The 18,981-nt window shown below is 31.0% G+C and carries 9 protein-coding genes; 5 read left to right on the top strand and 4 right to left on the bottom strand.

Annotation, left to right across the window (positions count from 1 at the left end; genetic code table 11):
• Window positions 1–10 precede the first annotated feature (10 nt).
• The 3 genes from J3359_RS01605 to J3359_RS01595 all read left to right on the top strand — a co-directional run bounded on the left by J3359_RS01605 (window position 11) and on the right by J3359_RS01595 (window position 8,537).
• Complete coding sequence (locus tag J3359_RS01605; RefSeq protein WP_208079012.1) at window positions 11–175, top strand: hypothetical protein; 165 nt, start codon at window positions 11–13, stop codon at window positions 173–175.
• Between the two features lie 628 nt (window positions 176–803).
• The gene (locus J3359_RS01600) at window positions 804–8,345 is read left to right on the top strand and encodes an FG-GAP-like repeat-containing protein (protein WP_208079011.1); all 7,542 of its coding nucleotides are present in this window, start codon (window positions 804–806) and stop codon (window positions 8,343–8,345) included.
• Between the two features lie 9 nt (window positions 8,346–8,354).
• On the top strand, window positions 8,355–8,537 hold the full coding sequence (locus J3359_RS01595) for a hypothetical protein (protein ID WP_208079010.1): 183 nt from the start codon (window positions 8,355–8,357) through the stop codon (window positions 8,535–8,537).
• A gap of 478 nt (window positions 8,538–9,015) precedes the next feature.
• On the opposite strand, the gene J3359_RS01590 is transcribed toward J3359_RS01595, so the two are convergent.
• The 4 genes from J3359_RS01590 to J3359_RS01575 all read right to left on the bottom strand — a co-directional run bounded on the left by J3359_RS01590 (window position 9,016) and on the right by J3359_RS01575 (window position 16,101).
• Window positions 9,016–11,430, bottom strand: coding sequence for an ABC transporter permease (locus tag J3359_RS01590; RefSeq protein WP_208079009.1), 2,415 nt, complete (start codon window positions 11,428–11,430; stop codon window positions 9,016–9,018).
• A 2-nt stretch (window positions 11,431–11,432) separates the two neighbouring features.
• Window positions 11,433–13,847, bottom strand: a complete 2,415-nt coding sequence (locus tag J3359_RS01585) for an ABC transporter permease (protein WP_208079008.1) — start codon at window positions 13,845–13,847, stop codon at window positions 11,433–11,435.
• 118 nt (window positions 13,848–13,965) lie between these two features.
• A complete protein-coding gene (locus J3359_RS01580; RefSeq protein WP_208079007.1) occupies window positions 13,966–14,667 on the bottom strand; it encodes an ABC transporter ATP-binding protein in 702 nt (233 codons plus the stop codon).
• A gap of 189 nt (window positions 14,668–14,856) precedes the next feature.
• The gene (locus J3359_RS01575) at window positions 14,857–16,101 is read right to left on the bottom strand and encodes an efflux RND transporter periplasmic adaptor subunit (protein WP_208079006.1); all 1,245 of its coding nucleotides are present in this window, start codon (window positions 16,099–16,101) and stop codon (window positions 14,857–14,859) included.
• Window positions 16,102–16,262: 161 nt separating this feature from the next.
• On the opposite strand from J3359_RS01575, the gene J3359_RS01570 reads away from it, so the two are divergent.
• Together J3359_RS01570 and J3359_RS01565 are read left to right on the top strand one after the other, a co-directional pair.
• The gene (locus J3359_RS01570; protein WP_208079005.1) at window positions 16,263–17,633 is read left to right on the top strand and encodes a sigma-54-dependent transcriptional regulator; all 1,371 of its coding nucleotides are present in this window, start codon (window positions 16,263–16,265) and stop codon (window positions 17,631–17,633) included.
• Complete coding sequence (locus tag J3359_RS01565) at window positions 17,634–18,956, top strand: sensor histidine kinase (RefSeq protein ID WP_208079004.1); 1,323 nt, start codon at window positions 17,634–17,636, stop codon at window positions 18,954–18,956. It abuts the gene before it with no gap.
• Window positions 18,957–18,981: the final 25 nt, after the last annotated feature.

Below are 18,981 nucleotides of genomic sequence, written 5' to 3'. Positions count from 1 at the left end.
ATAGTATAAAATGAATAAAACAACAACAAAAATTAATCGAAAAGAGGCTATTAAAAAAATAGGAAAATATGGTAAGTATGCTGCTTTAACAGCTTTAGGAACTTATATGATTTTAAATCCGCAGAAAGCACAAGCTTCAAGCGTACCTCCAGAAGGTTTAGGAGATGGGTTTTAAATGGAAAACTGACACTAAATAGATAAAAGCTAAAAAGTTATTTCTTGAATAGACTTTTTTATGAAAGCCAAAGCTTTTAAAATTAAATTAATAACTGAGATAGTTTGTCCTACTTGCGGATGTACCAATACAATAAGAATTCGAAGAAAATTAACACACAAATTATGGGTAGGTTCAAAATCTTATAAATGTAAAAATTGTTATTGCAAGTTTATCTGGCTTCCTTATGTGAAGAAAAATGTAATACTTAAAAAAAGTTCAATTAATAAATAATTTTATAGAGGTCCATAGATAGTTACTTATTTAAAATATTAAATGAAGGCTAAGTGTCTGGCTGAGCCCTTCGACAAGCTCAGGATAAACCAAGGTCGAAGCCTAATTTACAAAGACGAATAGTTCTCGACTGCGCTCGAACGAACAATAGAATGTAATATAATAGTATAATTATCAGTCGCTTGAAATTAAATCAGGATACGTATTTAACTACCGACCTCTATAGCTTTAATAATCAATCATATACACCAAACTTACGTTGTTTTATTTTTAACACTACGTATGCCTACGTATGGTTTTTAAGAGATATCTCAAGTAATTTAGCTTTACAAAAAGAACATAAAATTTACCTTGCATGAAAAATTTAATACTTTTTATAGCATTGTCCTTTTCTTTAGGACTTACCGCTCAAAAGACCATTTATGTAAATGTTAATACCTCTGGTGGAAATAAAGATGGTACCTCTTGGGCAAATGCTTACACCAATTTGCAAAATGCCATTACAACTGCAAAAAGTGGCGACGAAATTTGGGTCGCTAAAGGGACTTACAAACCAACATCGGGTACAGACCAAACTATTTCTTTTGTAATACCAGAAGGCGTTAAACTCTTAGGAGGGTTTAATGGTACAGAAAAATTCGCAAATAAAAGCGATTGGAGACATAACAAAACTTTTTTAAGTGGCGATTTAAATGGTAACAATACTGCAGATGCAGGAGATAGCCACACCATTGTTCGTATGATAAAAAACAAAGCAACACTAAGTGGTTTTATTATAAGCTATTCGTTTGCAGATGGTGCAGAAAGCACACCTGCCTTTGTTGGAAGAACTGGAGGTGGAGTTTATAACGCTGGTAATAACCACATTACTAATTGTATATTTCAGCATAATACTGCACAAGGCAATGCAACCAATGGTGTTGGAGGGGCAATTGTTAGCTTTTCAGGGAATTTAAGCGTTACCAATGATTTATTTTACCAAAACACCGCTTCTGCAAATGGAGGGGCAATTTCTGTTGAAGGTGGTACAATTACTCTTACCAATGCCACCATTGCAGATAATACTGCAAATAAAGGTGGAGGCGTACATTTCTTTTACGGAAACCTTATAGCTGTAAATACTATTTTTACACAAAATACTGGAACTAACGGAAACATTAACAACGATGGAGGTCCTGGTACAGCAACAGTTTCTCATTCATTATTTTACAACACCACAACAGGAAACAATGGTAAAATACCCCCTAAGATTAAAGATAATGGAAACAATTTAGAAAACACAGACCCTATTTACAACAGTATAAAAAACATTAATGGCTATCAACTAACAAAAAGTTCACCTGCAGTAGGAAAAGGGGTTTATGAGTACAAAGCACCTTCTATTTTTACAGAAGTAACAGGTACAGGACTACCGAATGTAGATTTTAGTTCTGTAGCTTTTGGTGACATCGACAACGATGGCGATTTAGATGTTCTAATTACTGGAAACTCTACAGGAAACACTAAAATTTCTAAAACCTATACCAACGATGGCAATGGAAACTATACCGAAAAACAAAGCTTAATAGGAATTGATCAAAGTTCTGTTGCCTTTGGAGATATCGACAACGATGGCGATGTAGATATTTTACTCACTGGAAGATCCTCAAGTGGGGAAATTACGAAAACCTATACCAACGATGGCAATGGAAACTTTACCGAAAAACAAAGTTTAATAGCTATTCATCAAGGTTCTGTAGCCTTTGGAGATATTGACAACGATGGTGATTTAGATATTTTACTTTCTTCTGGACACCCCTCAAGTAGAAAAATTACGAAAACCTATACCAACGATGGCAATGGAAACTTTACCGAAAAACAAAGTTTAATAGGAGTTAGTTATGGTTCCGTAACTTTTGGAGATATGGATAACGATGGCGATTTAGATATTTTACTCACTGGACATACAGGAACAGGAAGTGGAATAATTTCGAAAACCTATATCAACGATGGTAATGGAAACTTTACCGAAAAACAAAGTTTAACAGGAGTTTATCATAGTTCTGTTGCCTTTGGTGACATTGAAAATGATGGCGATTTAGATATTTTAATCACTGGATATACAGATACAGGAAGTAAAGTAATTTCGAAAACCTATACCAACGATGGCAATGGAAACTTTACCGAAAAACAAAGCTTAACAGGAGTTTTTCAAAGTTCTGTTGCCTTTGGAGATATGGATAACGATGGCGATTTAGATATTTTACTCTCTGGACAATCCTCAAGTGAAAAAATTTCGAAAACCTATACCAATGATGGCAGTGGAAACTTTACCGAAAAACAAAATTTAATAGTTGGTGATCGAGGCTCTGTAGCTTTTGGTGACATCGACAACGATGGCGATTTAGATATTTTAATTACTGGAAATACAAAAATTAAGAGATTTACAGAAAGAAATAGATTTACTAAAATCTATAAAAATAGTAACAGCACCTCTAACACAAAACCCACAGCACCAAACAACCTAACAGCCGTTATCAATAAAAACGATACAGCCACCTTGTCTTGGACTGCTAGTACAGATAACGAAACAAAAAGCACAGGCTTAAGCTACAATGTATATATTAAAGAAAACCCTGTAGGCACTCCTAAATTTGTAAAAAGCCCAATGGCTAACGAAAATAATGGTTGGCGTAAACTCCCTGCTTTAGGAAATGCACAACAAAATACAAGTTACAATTTCAAACTACCTGCCTCTTCTTGTGGTAAAACATTCAATTTTAAAGTACAAGCCATCGACCCTAATTTTGTAGGTTCTGCTTTTTCTTCGGAAAAGAGTTTTTCTGTAAGTCCTAAAATCATTTATGTAAATGCAAATGCAACAGGTAAAAATAATGGAACTTCTTGGGTAAATGCTTATACTAGCTTACAAGATGGGATAAAAAATGCAGGGTTTTGTGGTGATGAAATTTGGGTAGCAAAAGGCACTTATACTCCAGGAAATAAAAGAACCGATGCTTTTACACCTCCTGCAAATATAAAAATATATGGAGGGTTTAACGGAACAGAAACGGCTTTAAACCAACGTAACTGGAAAGCAAACCCAATGATTCTTTCAGGAGAAATTGGTGCTGCAGGAAATGCAGACAACAGCTACACTTTATTAAAAATTGAAGACAAAAATAAAATAACTATTGATGGCCTTATTTTTGAAAATGCTTTTGCAGACAATAAAAATAGTTTATCAGGCAGAACAGGAGCAGGAATTTATATTAATAAAGCAAGCAACATTAACATAGACCATTGTATTTTTAGAAATTTAACCGCGAAACCCACAGGAGCCAATGGCGTTGGAGCAGGCATTGTTGTCTATGAAAGTACAGCATCTGTAAAAGTAAACAATAGTTTGTTTTATAATAATACAGCCACCTATGGAGGTGCGATATCTGTAGAAACAGGTGCACAATTAGATTTAGTGAATTGTACATTGGTAAACAATACAGCAACGAACACTGGTGGTGGTTTACATAGTGCTAATTCAGCAAATGTAGTTAACATTACAAACAGTGTTTTTAGCGGTAATACAGGAACTGTAAAAAATGCCAATGGAAGTGGTTTAACTATAAACAACAGTTATTTACAAGGTGAAAATCCAACTGGAACAGCAAATATAGATGGTACAACCATAACCGACCCTTTATTTGTAAATGTAGCTAACAACGATTTTAGTTTAAAAGAAAATTCACCATTAGTAGATGTTGGAAACAATACCGCAAATAAGAGCACCAAAGATTTAGCAGGAAATTCTCGTGTTTTTAATACCACCATAGATTTAGGAGCGTATGAGTATAAAACACCTCTTTTTACAGAAGTTACAACTACAGGGCTACCTAATGTTAATGCTGGATCCGTAGCTTTTGGAGATATTGACAATGATGGCGATTTAGATGTTTTACTTTCTGGATATTCCAATGGAAATATAATAATTACGAAAACCTATACCAACGATGGCAATGGAAACTTTACCGAAAAACAAAATTTAATAGGAGTTAGTTATAGTTCTGTTGCTTTTGGTGACATCGACAACGATGGTGATTTAGATATTTTGCTCACTGGGTTTACAGGAAGTAAAAGAATTTCGAAAACCTATACCAACGATGGCAATGGAAACTTTACCGAAAAACAAAGTTTAATAGGAGTTAGTTATAGTTCCGTAGCTTTTGGAGATATCGACAACGATGGCGATGTAGATATTTTACTCACTGGAAGATCCTCAAGTGGGGAAATTACGAAAACCTATACCAACGATGGCAAGGGAAACTTTACCGAAAAACAAAGTTTAATAGGTGTATATAAAAGTTCTGTAGCCTTTGGTGATATAGACAACGATGGCGATGTAGATATTTTGCTCTCTGGAACATTATCAAGTGGAGTAATTTCTAAAATCTATACCAACGATGGCAATGGAACCTTTATCGAAAAACAAAGTCTTGCAGGAATTGTTGGAAGTTCTGTTGCCTTTGGAGACATCGACAACGATGGCGATTTAGATTTTGTACTTACACTGGGTAGAAGTGGTACGAAAATCTATATCAACGATGGTAATGGAAACTTTACCGAAAAACAAAGTTTAATTGGTGTTTATCGAGCTTCTGTTGCCTTTGGAGATACCGATAACGATGGCGACTTAGATATTGTAATCACTGGAAAATCCTCAAGTGGAAAGGTTTCTAAAATCTATACCAACAATGGCAATGGAAACTTTACCGAAAAACAAAGTCTCACAGAAGTTAATAATAGTTCTGTAGCTTTTGGAGACATCGACAACGATGGCGATTTAGATATTTTACTTACTGGTTTTACAAAAAGTGGAAGGGTTACTAAAATCTATAAAAATAACAGTAGCACCTCTAACACAAAACCCACAGCACCAAACAACCTAACAGCTGTTATCAATAAAAACGATACAGCCACCTTGTCTTGGACTGCCAGTACAGATAACGAAACAAAAAGCACAGGCTTAAGCTACAATGTATATATAAAAGAAACTCCTGTGGGCACTCCTAAATTTGTAAAAAGCCCAATGGCTAACGAAAATAATGGTTGGCGCAAACTCCCTGCTCTAGGAAATGCACAACAAAATACAAGTTACAATTTCAAACTACCTGCCTCTTCTTGTGGCAAAACATTCAATTTTAAAGTACAAGCCATCGACCCTAATTTTGCAGGTTCTGCTTTTTCTACAAAGAAGAGTTTTACTGTAAGTGCTACTGCTAAAACCATTTATGTAAACACAAATGCAACAGGTAAAAATGATGGAACTTCTTGGGTAAATGCTTATAATAGTTTACAAGATGGGGTAAAAAATGCAGGGTTTTGTGGTGATGAAATTTGGGTCGCCAAAGGCATTTACAAACCAGGAAATAACAGAACCGATGCTTTTACGCCTCCTGCAAATACAAAGATATATGGAGGATTTAACGGAACAGAAACGGCTTTAAACCAACGTAATTGGGCAGAAAACCCAACCATAATCTCAGGAGAAATTGGTGCTGCAGGAAATGCAGACAACAGCTACACTTTATTAAAAATTGAAGACAAAAATAAAATAACTATTGATGGCCTTATTTTTGAAAATGCCAATGCCAATGCCGATGTTGGTATTTTTGATGACCAATTAGGGGCTGGAATTTACAATTATAATTCAAATAATACGACCATTAAAAATTGTGTTTTTAGAAACAACAATGCCCTTTTAGGAACTGCCATATACCATCGTTCTGGAACAGGAACCAGTTATACAAATTGCTTGTTTTTTAACAATACTGCAGAAAAGTCAAACCCTGTTTTTGTAGATTATGGTAAGGTGTCATTCATTAATTGTAGTATGGTTAATAATACCCCAACCACCAAAGGAAAAGGAATTATTGGAAATTATAGAGGAACAGTAACCTTAACCAATTCTATTATTGCAGGGAATCATACCATAACAGACAATCCGAATACCGAATTAATCGATTCAGGGAGTTTTACTGTTAATTATAGCTATTTAAAAGGTGAAAATCCAACAGGAACAAATAATATAAATGGTACAACCCTAACCGACCCTTTATTTGTAAATGCGAAAACGAATAATTACAACTTACAAGCCAACTCTCCTTTATTAAACTTAGGAGACAATACCGTTAACACACAAACCAAAGATTTAGCAGGAAATTCTCGTGTTTTTAATACCACCATAGATTTGGGAGCGTATGAGTATGATGCCCTTTTAAGCAATTGGACAGGCGCAACAAATTCCAATTGGAACGACGCTACAAACTGGTCGAATGGAATTCCTACTTTAAATTCAACAGGAGTTATAAAAAATGTCTCTAAGCTTCCGATTATCAATGTAAATGCGAAAGCAAAAGATATTGTTGTAGAAAATGGCGCAACACTTTCTATAAACGCTGGAAAAAGCCTTTCTGTGGAACGAAATTTAAGCAACAACTCAGGAGCTGTAATTATAAATTCTAATGATAAAAGCAGTGCTTCTTTATTAGTAAACGGACTTGTAACTGGAAACATAACCTACAACAGATATGTAGATGAAGACCCTACTGCTGTAAATAAATGGCATCTGGTAGGCGCACCTGTTATTGGGCAATCTATGAATAATTTTGCAACAGATATTAACAACGAATTACGTAAAAGTTTAGACAAAACGAAATATGCTATTGCTCATTATAATAACAATAATTCAATCCCTCCTTCTCCTTGGGAATATGAATTGGTGGCAAACATCACTACAGCCGGAGATTTTATAAATGGCAAAGGTTATGGAATGTTAAGACAAAAATCTGGAAACTTTGCTTTTACAGGAACTTATAAAAATACCAATGCCTCTATACCCGTAACACAAGGAGCTAATAGTAAATGGAATTTGATTGCAAACCCATACCCAGCTTTTATTCCAATTAGCAATGCTTTAGCTGTTGATAATTTTTTAACAATCAATGCAAGCGAGTTAAACCCAACAAATATTGCTATTTTCTTATGGAATGGTACTGAATATAAACCTTACAATCATTTAAAAACTGCCATAGAGTATATTGCTCCTGGTCAAGGGTTTTTTATTGAATCTAAAAATGGTGGTGGTACAATTAACATTCCTAAATCTATATTGACGCATCAAAAAAGCAATACTTTCAAAAAAAGTAGTGGACAGCAGCATGCTTCTTTTGATGTTGAAGTAAAGGTTAATCAACAATTAAATGATACCGAAATTACTAAAAGTACAGAAATTATTTATAAAAAAGGTACTACCAAAGGCTTAGATCCTGGGTATGATGCTGGTTTGTTTACAGGAACTACAGACTTTTTTAAAGTGTACACACATTTAGTAAATAGCGATGGCAAAAAATATGCCCTACAAGGCTTACCTCCTACTCATATTCAAAAAATGGTTATTCCATTAGGAGTTGATGCCAAAGCCAATGCAAAACTTACGTTTTATGTGAATGCTAAAAATACTCCCAAAGGAATTACCATTTATTTAGAAGACAAAAAATACAATACATATACCCCTTTGAACAAAACAGATGATTCTTATAAAATACAGCTACAAACCACTCAAAGTGGTGTAGGCCGTTTTTACTTACATACTTCTAAAAAAACTTTGGGGTTAAAACAAGAAGAAGAGCTTGTAAATACAAGCATGTTTATCTCTAACAGAACATTAACCATTCTAAGAGCTTCTGGAAAAATAGCCAAAATTACCTTATATAATATTTTAGGAAAGGAAATTTTTACAAAACAATTTAAGGTGAAAAAACAAAATACTATTCTGTTACCAGCTAACATAAAAACAGGCTTTTACTTAGCTAGTTTGAAAGATGAAAAAGGAAAAATTACAAAAAAAATAGTACTCAAATAATCAATAATTATGAAAAATAAAGAAATACCAGCAAAAAGCATTTCAAGAAAACAGGCTTTACAAAAAATTGGAAACTATGGTAAATATGCTGCCTTAACTTCTTTGGCTACCTATTTTATTTTAAACCCCCAAAAAGCGCAAGCTACAAGTGGACCTTCTGGTGGTGGACCTGGAAGTGGAGGCGGTTTTTAAGAGCAGCATCTAAATTTTAATTACTATTACAATTTCTACAAATAATTTTAAATATCTATAAAAAGAGGCTATCTTAAAAGCATTAGAATTTGTTATCATTTCGACTGTAATGGAGAAATTTTATTTATTGAATTTCAATATTTTTTTTCGATTTTACTAAAAATGACAGCTAAATTTACTTTTAAGACAGCCTCTTTAATATTAATTTTTTGAAGGTTTAAGACTTTATAAAAAATATTCTCATTATATTTTTTTAATAAAAAGTATGTTTCTATTTTAGAATATATAACTTTTAAATTCGTTTATATGTCCAAAAAATTACTGAAGCGTTTTTATGATAGCTTCTACAATAACAATTCTTTTTAGTTTTTTAACGTGAGCTAGACACACTAGTGATTGATTATTAAATACTTAAATGTTTTTATTTTGAAAGTCTATATATTGATTCTTAAATAGAACTCACGTTTTTAGACTTTTTTTATTCGAATTTTAAATATTTAATCAAATCAATTTTTGTAGCATTATAAGCTTTTAAACCCACTACAACAAATACTAAAATAATTAATATCATTGGCGTTAAAATAAACGGAAGCATTGGCATTTCTATTCTATACACAAAGTTTTGCAACCAGTTTTCCATAAAGTAATAAGCAATTGGAACTAAAATTATAGACGAAATAATTGTAATTTTGAGGAAACTTTTTATCAATTGAAATATAATTTCTTTTACAGAAGCTCCTAAGGTTTTACGAATAGACACCTCTTTTAATCGTTGTTGAATTGTTAACGTTGCCAATGCAAATAAACCTAATAACGACACAACAATTACCACAGTTGTTAAAATTAAAAATAAGGTTTGCTGGTTTTGATATTTCTTATAAGTTCTCGCAAAACGCTTATTTAAAAACTGAGGATGAAAAGGATATCCCTGTTCAATATTTTCTTTCCAGTAATTTTCGATGTATTTTAAAGTTTCTTGAACATTATTAGGTTTAATTTTAAACTGAACCATCCAAAAGTTTTGTTTCATCCAACTGATAGTATTCCAATTGAAAAATAATGTTGGCGGAATTTTAGAATCTAATCCGTTAATATGGTAATCTTTTACCATTCCTACAATTTCATATTTTCCATCTTTAGTTTTAGAACCACTAAAACCAACTTTTAATTTTTTACCTATTGGATCGTCATAAATATTGTATGCTTTTGCTAAAGTTTCATTAATTAAAACATTTTTAATGGTATCTGAACTTATATTTTCTTGCAACAATCTTCCCTTGAGTAATTTTACATTTAACGTTTGTAAATAATTAAAATCTATTGCATTTCCATTGGTTTGTACAGAAATATCTTTGTATTCTACATTTGTTGAATTAGAACTTCCACCACCAATAATAAAAGAATTGCTCGTTACAACATCTATATTTGGGTATTTAATTAACTCTTTTTTTGCCAATAAATACTTTTTGTATCTATCTTTATATTCGTTCATTGGTACAACAATTATTTGATCTCCTTTAAAACCTAAATCTTTGTGTATCATATAATTTACTTGCTTGTAAATTATTAGGGAACCTGTTAAGAAAAATCCTGAAATTAAAAACTGAATTCCCAACATAACATTTCTCGCTAAAACACCTTGTTTGCTTCTAGAAACATTTCCTTTTAACACTTCTACAGATTTAAATTTAGAAAGATAAATAGCTGGTATAAAACCTACTACTAACGATACAATTATGGAGAAAACAGCTATTTTTAGAAGCAATTCGAAATTTAAAATTGAAATTTCTTTTCGCATAAAATCATTAAAAGAAGGCAAAATAAATTCTACTAAAACTAAAGATAAGATAAAGGCAATAAACCCTTGTACAACAATTTCTAAAGCATATTGTCTTGCTAAAGCTAATTTAGAAAGACCCAACGTTTTTTTAACGCCAACTTCTTTTGCTCTTTGTGTTGCAGCTGCAATAGATAGGTTGATAAAATTTACACAAGAAATAATAATTAGTAAAAGAGATAAAGACAGCATAATTAAAATAAGCTCATAATTACCTTTTCCTTCTGGACCTGCATCATTAGCAATTGTTTTTAAACGGATATCTTTTAATGGTTCTAAAATTACAGTGGTTCCGAATTTTTTAAAAAATTCTTCTGGAGTAAGCCCTTCTTCTTTTGCTCGTGGTTCAGTGGCATTTTTATACCAAACTGCATTTGCTTTTTTATTAATATCCGTTAACGCTGCTCCTTTGTTTGTTTTTACAAATAAGGTGTTAGAAAAATTGCCCCAATGACCTTTTGGTTCTTCTTTAAATTGAGTTACTACATTAGGCATATAATAATGCTTCCCTTCAATTTTATAAACAGTTGTAATTATATATGACCTCCCTTTAAAAGATATGGTTTTACCAATTGCAGATTTTTTACCAAAATAAACTTTAGCTTGTTTTTCTGATATGGCTGCATTAGAGACTACTTCTTTAAACTTTTGTACACTTCCTTCAATAATCTTATAAGGAAAAAAGTTGAAAAAACTTGGGTTTCCTCTTAACATATTTCTTGTGTAGAAATCTTTTCCATCAATTTTTACAACAAAACTTCCATACCAACCATCACTTAAATAATAATCTGTTACTTCAGGAATATCTTCTTTATATTTTATTCCTTCAACATTCGTGCTATTTGCCCAAATTTCACCATCAGACATTTTATGAATTACTCTATAAACTTCACCAACATTTGGGTTTGTAGCATTATAACTCTCTTCATCATTCAAATACAATAAAACCAATAAAAGTCCTGCAAAACCAACAGTTAACCCTGCAATGTTAATTACAATATTTAACCAATTTTTCTTGCTATTTCTATAGAATATTTTAAACCAAGTTTTAAACATAATTATTCGAATTTTAAATATTTAATCAAGTCGATTTTTGTTGCGTTGTAAGCTTTTAAACCAACAACCACAAAGACTAAAATGATTAATATAATTGGCGTTAATATGTAAGGAAGTATTGGCATTTCTACTCTGTACACAAAGTTTTCTAACCAGTTTTCCATAAAATAATACGCAATAGGAATTAATATTACAGAAGAAACAACTACTACTTTCAAAAAGTTTTTTAATAACTGAAACATAATTTCTTTAACAGAAGCTCCCAGCGTTTTTCGAATAGCAACTTCTTTTAAACGTTGCTGAATTGTTAAAGTTGCCAAAGCAAATAAGCCTAAAAGAGATATTAAGATTACTAAAATTGATAATATTAAAAACATCGTTTGTTGTTTTTGATACTTCTTATACGTTTCTGCAAATTTCTGGTCTAAAAACTCATATGAAAAAGGATATTTAGCATCTATATTTTGTTTCCAAAAGGCTTCTATTTCTGCAATGGTTTTATCAATATTGTTTCCTTTTATTTTAAATTGAATGGCAGGCAACCATCCATCAGGAAAATCAATGGCGGTCCAAAGCACCATAAACATGGGTTTAATTTCTGTATCAAATCCATCGAAATGATAATCCTGAATCATTCCAATAACTTCAAAACCAGTTTGATTATCATCTAACCAACCTAAATTTAGTTTTTCACCTAAAGGTTTGTTATAAATTCCTAAATCTTTTGCAGCGGTTTCATTAATAATTATTTTTAAAGTATCTGATGCAAATTTTTCTGAAAAATTTCTTCCTTTTAACAGCTTAATTTTAGCGAAATCTATATAGTTGTAATCAACAATATTAGATGCAGCATTAAATCTTTTATCATTTATTTTGTGAATTAAGGAAGTTCCGTTTACAAAACCATCTCCAGGAACAAACATACTTGATGTAATCCCTATAATATTTGGATTTTTTATTAAAACTTTTTTTGTGAGTTCGTATTTTTTTAATTCATTTTTAATATCGTAAACATCTACAGTTAAGACTTGTTCTTTATCGAAACCTACATCTTTTTGCATCATATAATTAATTTGTGTTCCTACAATTAGCATGCTAATTATAAAAAAACCAGAGATTAAAAATTGAAGTCCCAGCATTAGATTTCTGGCTAAATTGCCTTTTTTACTTTTAGAAATACTTCCTTTTAAAACTTCAATCGCTTTAAAGTTTGATAAATACAAAGCAGGAATACTCCCAACAAAAAAAGATATTAAAATTGAAGCTATAAATAAAGTTATTAATGAATTTGTATGTAAAATTGAAATTTCTTTTCCCACAAATTGGTTGAAAAATGGTAATGCCAATTCTACAATTACAAGCGCAATAACAAAAGAAATGAAACCTTGTAAAACAATTTCGAATACATATTGGAAAAGCAATTGTTTTTTAGATAAACCCAACGTTTTCTTTACCCCTACTTCTTTCGCTCGCTGACTTGCAGATGCTACAGATAAGTTGATGAAGTTAACACAAGAAATAACAATTAATAAAATCGATAAACCTAACAAAACCATTAATAATTGGTAATTTCCTGTGCCACTTGGCCCAGCTCTTTTTGCTGTATTGTGTAAATAGAGTGTGTCTAACTTGTCTAAAAGTACTGTTGGAGGACGAAATTTTTCGTTAAATTCCTCCAAACTAATTCCATCTTCTATCGCAGATTTTTTATGAGCACTTACAATTATCTCGTCCATTTTTTCCTTAACAAATTCAAGATTGGCATCTTTAGTAATTCTACAGAACAATTCGTTATTGTGGTTCCCCCAATTCACATCAAAATCTTCGCTAAACTGAAGTAATAAATCTGGTTCGTAATGAGAATTTTTTGGCAGTTCATAAACACAAGCAACTATATAATTGTTATCGCCTATTTTTACTGAATTACCTACGGCTTTTTCTCCCTTAAAAATACGTTCTGCATAAGTTGTAGATAATGCTATATTTGTTCTAACTTCCGAAAATTTTTGAGTGGATCCTTCCATAATTTTAAAAGGAAAAAAATCGAAAAACTGTGGATCTGTTAGTATTGTTTTATCGTTAAATTCGAAAACATCTTTATATTGTACTACTCTACTTCTGTAGAAAGGTTTTACCATTAAAGCCTCTGTTACTTCTGGTATTTCTTTAGGATATGTTAAATACATTCCTGCATTTACAGTAAACCAAACTTCGCCAGATTTTGGCCTTTTTAAGTTTACTCTATAAACATCGTCTTTATTTGGGTTCCATTGATTGTAACTTTTTTCTTCATTTAGATATAATAAAATGATTAATAAACCAGCCAACCCCAATGTTAATCCACTGATATTTATCAATGCATTTAGCCAGTTCTTTTTGCTGTTTCTAAAGAATATTTTAAACCATATTTGTAACATAAGTTGCTTTTTTTTGATGAATGTAAATTCCTGTTACCCAGTTAAATTGAGTATTAATTCACAGAAATAACTTCTTGATTTTCAAGAGAATTGAATTATAAACTTCGGGTTTATTTTTTTATTCAACCAAAACATCTACTTTATGTTCGTTTGTTTTTTCTGATACGATTTCTCCATCTTTTAAGGTTACAATTCTCGACGAAAATTGTGCATCGTAAGAAGAGTGTGTTACCATTATAATTGTAGCTCCTGTTGCGTGTAATTCTGTTAATAATTCCATAACATCATTTCCACTTTTACTGTCTAAATTTCCTGTTGGCTCGTCTGCTAAAATCAATTTTGGGTTGGTAACCAAAGCTCTTGCCACTGCAACTCTTTGTTGTTGCCCACCAGATAATTGCAGTGGAAAATGTTTTGCTCTGTGTGCAATGCCAATTCTTTCTAAAATTTCGGTTACGCGTTCTTTTCTTTCGGATGCTTTTACTTTGTTGTAAATTAATGGTAATTCCACATTTTCGTAAACCGTTAATTCGTCAATTAAATTAAAGTTTTGAAACACAAAACCAATATTTGCTTTACGCAAACCAGCTCTTTGTTTTTCGTTAAAAGTTGCTACTTCTGTTCCATCAAAAAGATATCTTCCATTATTGGGTGCATCTAACAAACCAATAATGTTTAAAAGTGTCGATTTTCCACAACCTGAAGCACCCATTATTGAAACAAATTCTCCTTTTTCAACCTCTAAACTCAACTTATTTAAAGCTGTAGTTTCTACTTCTTCTGTTCTGTAAATCTTTACTAAATCTGTTATTTTTATCATAATAAACCCATCTTAATCTTTCCAAAGGGAAGAAAATCAGTGTGGAAACTGTGTTTTAAATTAAACTTTTATTTTTTTACTTTTTATTTTATACCTACAAGGTTTTTAAAACCTTGCAGGATATTTATGAAAACTGCAACTGCCTACTGAATACTGAAGACTGCCAACTGCTAACTGAAGACTGAAGACTCACTCAATATTAATCTGTTCAACATCTTTATAATCATCATAACTCGATGTAATTACCTTATCTCCTACTTCTAATCCTTCTAAAACTTCGTAATAAAAAGGATTTTCTCTACCAATTTTAATGTTCCTTCTTACGGCTTTACTGTCCGAATTTAACACAAAAACCCATGTCCCATTTGTACTTTGATAAAACAGTCCTTTGCTTAATAATAAAGCTTCTGTTTTACCAGATAAAAACATCTTTGTTTTTAAAGACATTCCTCTTTTTACGTCGTTTGAAAGTGAATCTTGTTTAAAATTTAATTCGATTTTAAACTGACCTCCAATAATTTCAGGAAACACTTTCGATAATTCTACTTCGTAGTTTTTTGTGTTTAAGGCAACTGTTCCAGAAATACCTTCTCGTAATTTAGAAATATAATATTCATCTACCTTTGCAACCAATTTATAACCATCTAAAACATCCATTTTTCCAATTGGCTGACCTTGAGTATAGCTTTCTCCTAAAATAGGATTAAAAGAAGATAACAAGCCATTTACAGGTGCTTTTACCACAAAATTCTCTTTATTTTTGTGCAATAATTCTAAGCTTTTTTCCATGTTCGATAAAGAAGAGTTTATTCTAGCAAGTTGATTATCTCTACTTTTTTTCTCGTTGAAAACACTTTCTTTTATCACGCCACTTCTCTCTTTTTGGAACGTATATTCTTGTTGTGTTTTTTGATAATCGTTCTTTGCAATCACTTCTTTTTTATATAAAATTGAATCTAATTTATATTGTCTCTCTGCATTTCTAAAATCATTATTAATGCTTAATAGTTGTTGGTCTAAACTTAATTGCTGGTTTTTAATATTTACACGCAAATTTCTTAAATTATTAATTTGCTCGACCATTGCAGTTTCTTGGGTTAGGTAATTCAATTCTGCATTCGGATTGTACACCTTTAAAAGTGGCGTTCCTTTTTTGAGTATTTGTCCACTTTCTACAAAAATTTCTGAAACAGAACCACCTTGAATTACATTCACCAAAACAGATGTTTTAGGCTCAACTGTACTATTGAATAAAATTACATCTTCGAAATCTCCTTTGATAACTTCATGAATACTAATGTTATCTTTTTTAAGATTGACTTGCCTTTTTCTGGTGGCATTCATTAAAATTACTGCCAATAAAATTACAGTAGGAATTCCCCATAAAAGCATTTTTTTAATTTTTTTATTTTTAGGTTTTATTTGAGTATCCATAATTTCTGTTTCGTTTGGTAATAGATATGCCACAAATATGCCAATGAAAAATAAACACTAAAATATTGATTATCATTTATTTAAAAATACGTTAAAAATTAAAAGTGTTCAAAAACGGACATATTTTTGTTCATATTCAAACAAAACACTAATTATGTAGTATGAGAAAAAAAGAAGCCACCATTTTAATTGTAGACGATGATGATGATATTCTGTTTTCAGCCAGAATTAGCTTAAAAAAATACTTTTCAAAAATAATTACTGAAAACAATCCACAGCATATAAATTCGCATTTAACCAAAAACACCATTGATGTTGTGTTGTTAGATATGAATTATAGAATTGGTTTTGAAGATGGAAAAGAAGGTTTGTATTGGCTAAAAAACATAAAAGAAATTAGCTCAGAAACTACCATTCTTTTAATGACTGCTTTTGGAAGCGTAAATTTAGCAGTAGATACCATAAAAAAAGGCGCAACCGATTTTATCTTAAAACCTTGGACAACAGAAAAACTCTACACTTCTGTAAATGCAGGTGTAGAATTGTCTCGTTCTAAAAGAAAAAACACTCAATTAGAAACCATTCAAGAACATCAAGACAAAGAGTTTCATCAGAAAACAGAACACATTATTGGGAATTCTACAGCCATGCAATCTGCCATAAATTTGGTTAAAAAAGTAGCACCAACAGATGCCAACGTTTTAATTTTGGGTGAAAATGGAACAGGAAAATTTGTGTTTGCCAAAGAAATTCATTTACAATCGAACAGAAAAAATTATCCTTTTATACATGTAGATTTAGGCTCTTTAAACGAAAATTTATTCGAAAGTGAATTGTTTGGTTATGTAAAAGGAGCCTTTACAGATGCATATAAAGACACTTTAGGAAGATTTGAATTGGCAAAAGGAGGCACTATTTTTTTAGATGAAATTGGCAATTTACCACTGCATTTACAATCTAAATTGTTAACCGTAATTCAGAATAAAAAAATAACACGGTTAGGAGAAGGAAAAGAAACAGAAATTGATGCCAGAATTATTTGTGCTACAAATGCCCCAATCCATAAAATGGTAGAAAAAGAAACATTTCGTCAAGATTTGTTATTCCGAATAAATACCATTGAATTGAATTTGCCTCCACTTCGTGAAAGAACAAACGATATTAAATTATTAGCGACTCATTTCCTCGAAAAACTTACACAGAAATATCGAAAAAAAATAACCCATTTTACTTCGGAAGCTTTAAAAGCAATGGAAAAATACCATTGGCCAGGAAATATTAGAGAAATAGAACATATTGTAGAAAGAGCCGTAATTATTACAGATAATAATGAAATAGAAGTTTCTGATTTGCATTTTTCCACAAAGAAAATTGATGTAAATTTAGGCGAAAATTTAAATTTAGAAGAAACTGAAAAAATATTAATTAAGCAAGCAATTACAAAACACCAAGGCAATATTTCGAAAGCCGCAAAAGATTTGGGCTTAACAAGAGCTGCTTTGTACAGAAGATTAGAGAAACATCAATTATAAATGGGAAAACCACAATATATTCAAATTGTAATTCGATTAATTTTATTGATTGTTAATGGCGTAATTATCGTTTTTAGCTTTAAAAAAGGCTTTTTAGTAAACACTATTGGGTTTTCTTTGTTCCTTTTATTTCAGTTTTTTTTGTTTACAGAATATCTTAAAAAACTATTTACAGATATCGAAAAATCGATAGATTGTTTACTTTTTAATGATTATTCCAATACCATTTCTGCTGAAAAAAGAAAAAATCCATTGCATAACAAAACAGCTTTATTATTAGAAAAACACAGAAAACAAAGTTTAACTAAAACATCCGAACAACTTATTTTTACAAATATTATAGAAAGTTTAGGAATTGGAATTTTAATTCTTAAGAAAGATAAAAATGGAGAAATATCCGTTTTTCAAATTAACAAAGCATTTGCTAACTTTTTAAAAATACCCAAATTTTACAATTGGAATTTACTACAAACCAAAATCGGAGAATTAGCCGATTTTATTAAAAATTGGGCAGCAATTAAAAACACTATTTCCTTAAAAATAAATGATGATACAGAAAATTTCTTCTTAAAAACTGCTGTAACTCAAACCAATGAATTCGAATATTTGGTGGTTTCGTTAGAAACTATTCAACAATTAATTGACAAAAAAGAGAAAGAAGCTTGGTATAAATTAATGAATGTAATGTCGCACGAAATTATAAACACCATTACTCCTATTCGTAGTTTGGCGGAAAACTTACATTCTTTATTACAAGAAGAAAATACAGACGAAGATACTATTGACGAACTTTTACAAGGTTTAAGTATTATTAAAAGACGTTCGTTACATTTAACTTCTTTTGTAGATACGTACAGAAAATTGACTGAATTACCTTTGCCAAATAAGCAAGAAATTAGTTTAACGGAAACTATTAGCAACACTTTAGAACTATACAAACAAGACTTTTTGGCTAAAAAAATTAACTTAATTTTTAATACAAAAGATAATTTTTTAATAAATGCCGATAAAAATCAAATCGAACAAATTCTCATCAATATAATTTCTAATTGTTTGTATGCACTTGCAGAAACTAAACATCCAGAAATAGAAATTCAGCTTTCAGAAGAAAATAATCGTTTGCATTTAGCAATTTCCGATAATGGAATTGGTATTTCTAATGAAATTAAAGAAAATATTTTTGTACCCTATTTTACCACTCGTAAAAATGGTTCTGGAATTGGGTTAACATTAACTAAAAGCATTGTTGAAGCACATAAAGGAAGTATTCATTTTAATTCTAAAAATGGAAAAACTACCTTTGTAATTACGTTTGTTATATAAAAACTGTCACATTTTAAGTTTTGAG

The organism is Polaribacter cellanae, from assembly GCF_017569185.1.
Classification (GTDB): Bacteria; Bacteroidota; Bacteroidia; order Flavobacteriales; family Flavobacteriaceae; genus Polaribacter; species Polaribacter cellanae.
Note: the sequence above shows the minus strand (reverse complement) of the source record. Positions and strands in the feature narration are given on the sequence as shown.

Excerpts from the sequence above, each read along its gene's own strand:
- J3359_RS01575 (WP_208079006.1), bottom strand. The coding sequence starts at position 16,101 with ATGGATACTCAAATAAAACCTAAAAATAAAAAAATTAAAAAAATGCTT.
- J3359_RS01590 (WP_208079009.1), bottom strand. The coding sequence starts at position 11,430 with ATGTTTAAAACTTGGTTTAAAATATTCTATAGAAATAGCAAGAAAAAT.
- J3359_RS01585 (WP_208079008.1), bottom strand. The coding sequence starts at position 13,847 with ATGTTACAAATATGGTTTAAAATATTCTTTAGAAACAGCAAAAAGAAC.
- J3359_RS01595 (WP_208079010.1), top strand. The coding sequence starts at position 8,355 with ATGAAAAATAAAGAAATACCAGCAAAAAGCATTTCAAGAAAACAGGCT.
- J3359_RS01580 (WP_208079007.1), bottom strand. The coding sequence starts at position 14,667 with ATGATAAAAATAACAGATTTAGTAAAGATTTACAGAACAGAAGAAGTA.
- J3359_RS01570 (WP_208079005.1), top strand. The coding sequence starts at position 16,263 with ATGAGAAAAAAAGAAGCCACCATTTTAATTGTAGACGATGATGATGAT.
- J3359_RS01565 (WP_208079004.1), top strand. The coding sequence starts at position 17,634 with ATGGGAAAACCACAATATATTCAAATTGTAATTCGATTAATTTTATTG.
- J3359_RS01605 (WP_208079012.1), top strand. The coding sequence starts at position 11 with ATGAATAAAACAACAACAAAAATTAATCGAAAAGAGGCTATTAAAAAA.
- J3359_RS01600 (WP_208079011.1), top strand. The coding sequence starts at position 804 with ATGAAAAATTTAATACTTTTTATAGCATTGTCCTTTTCTTTAGGACTT.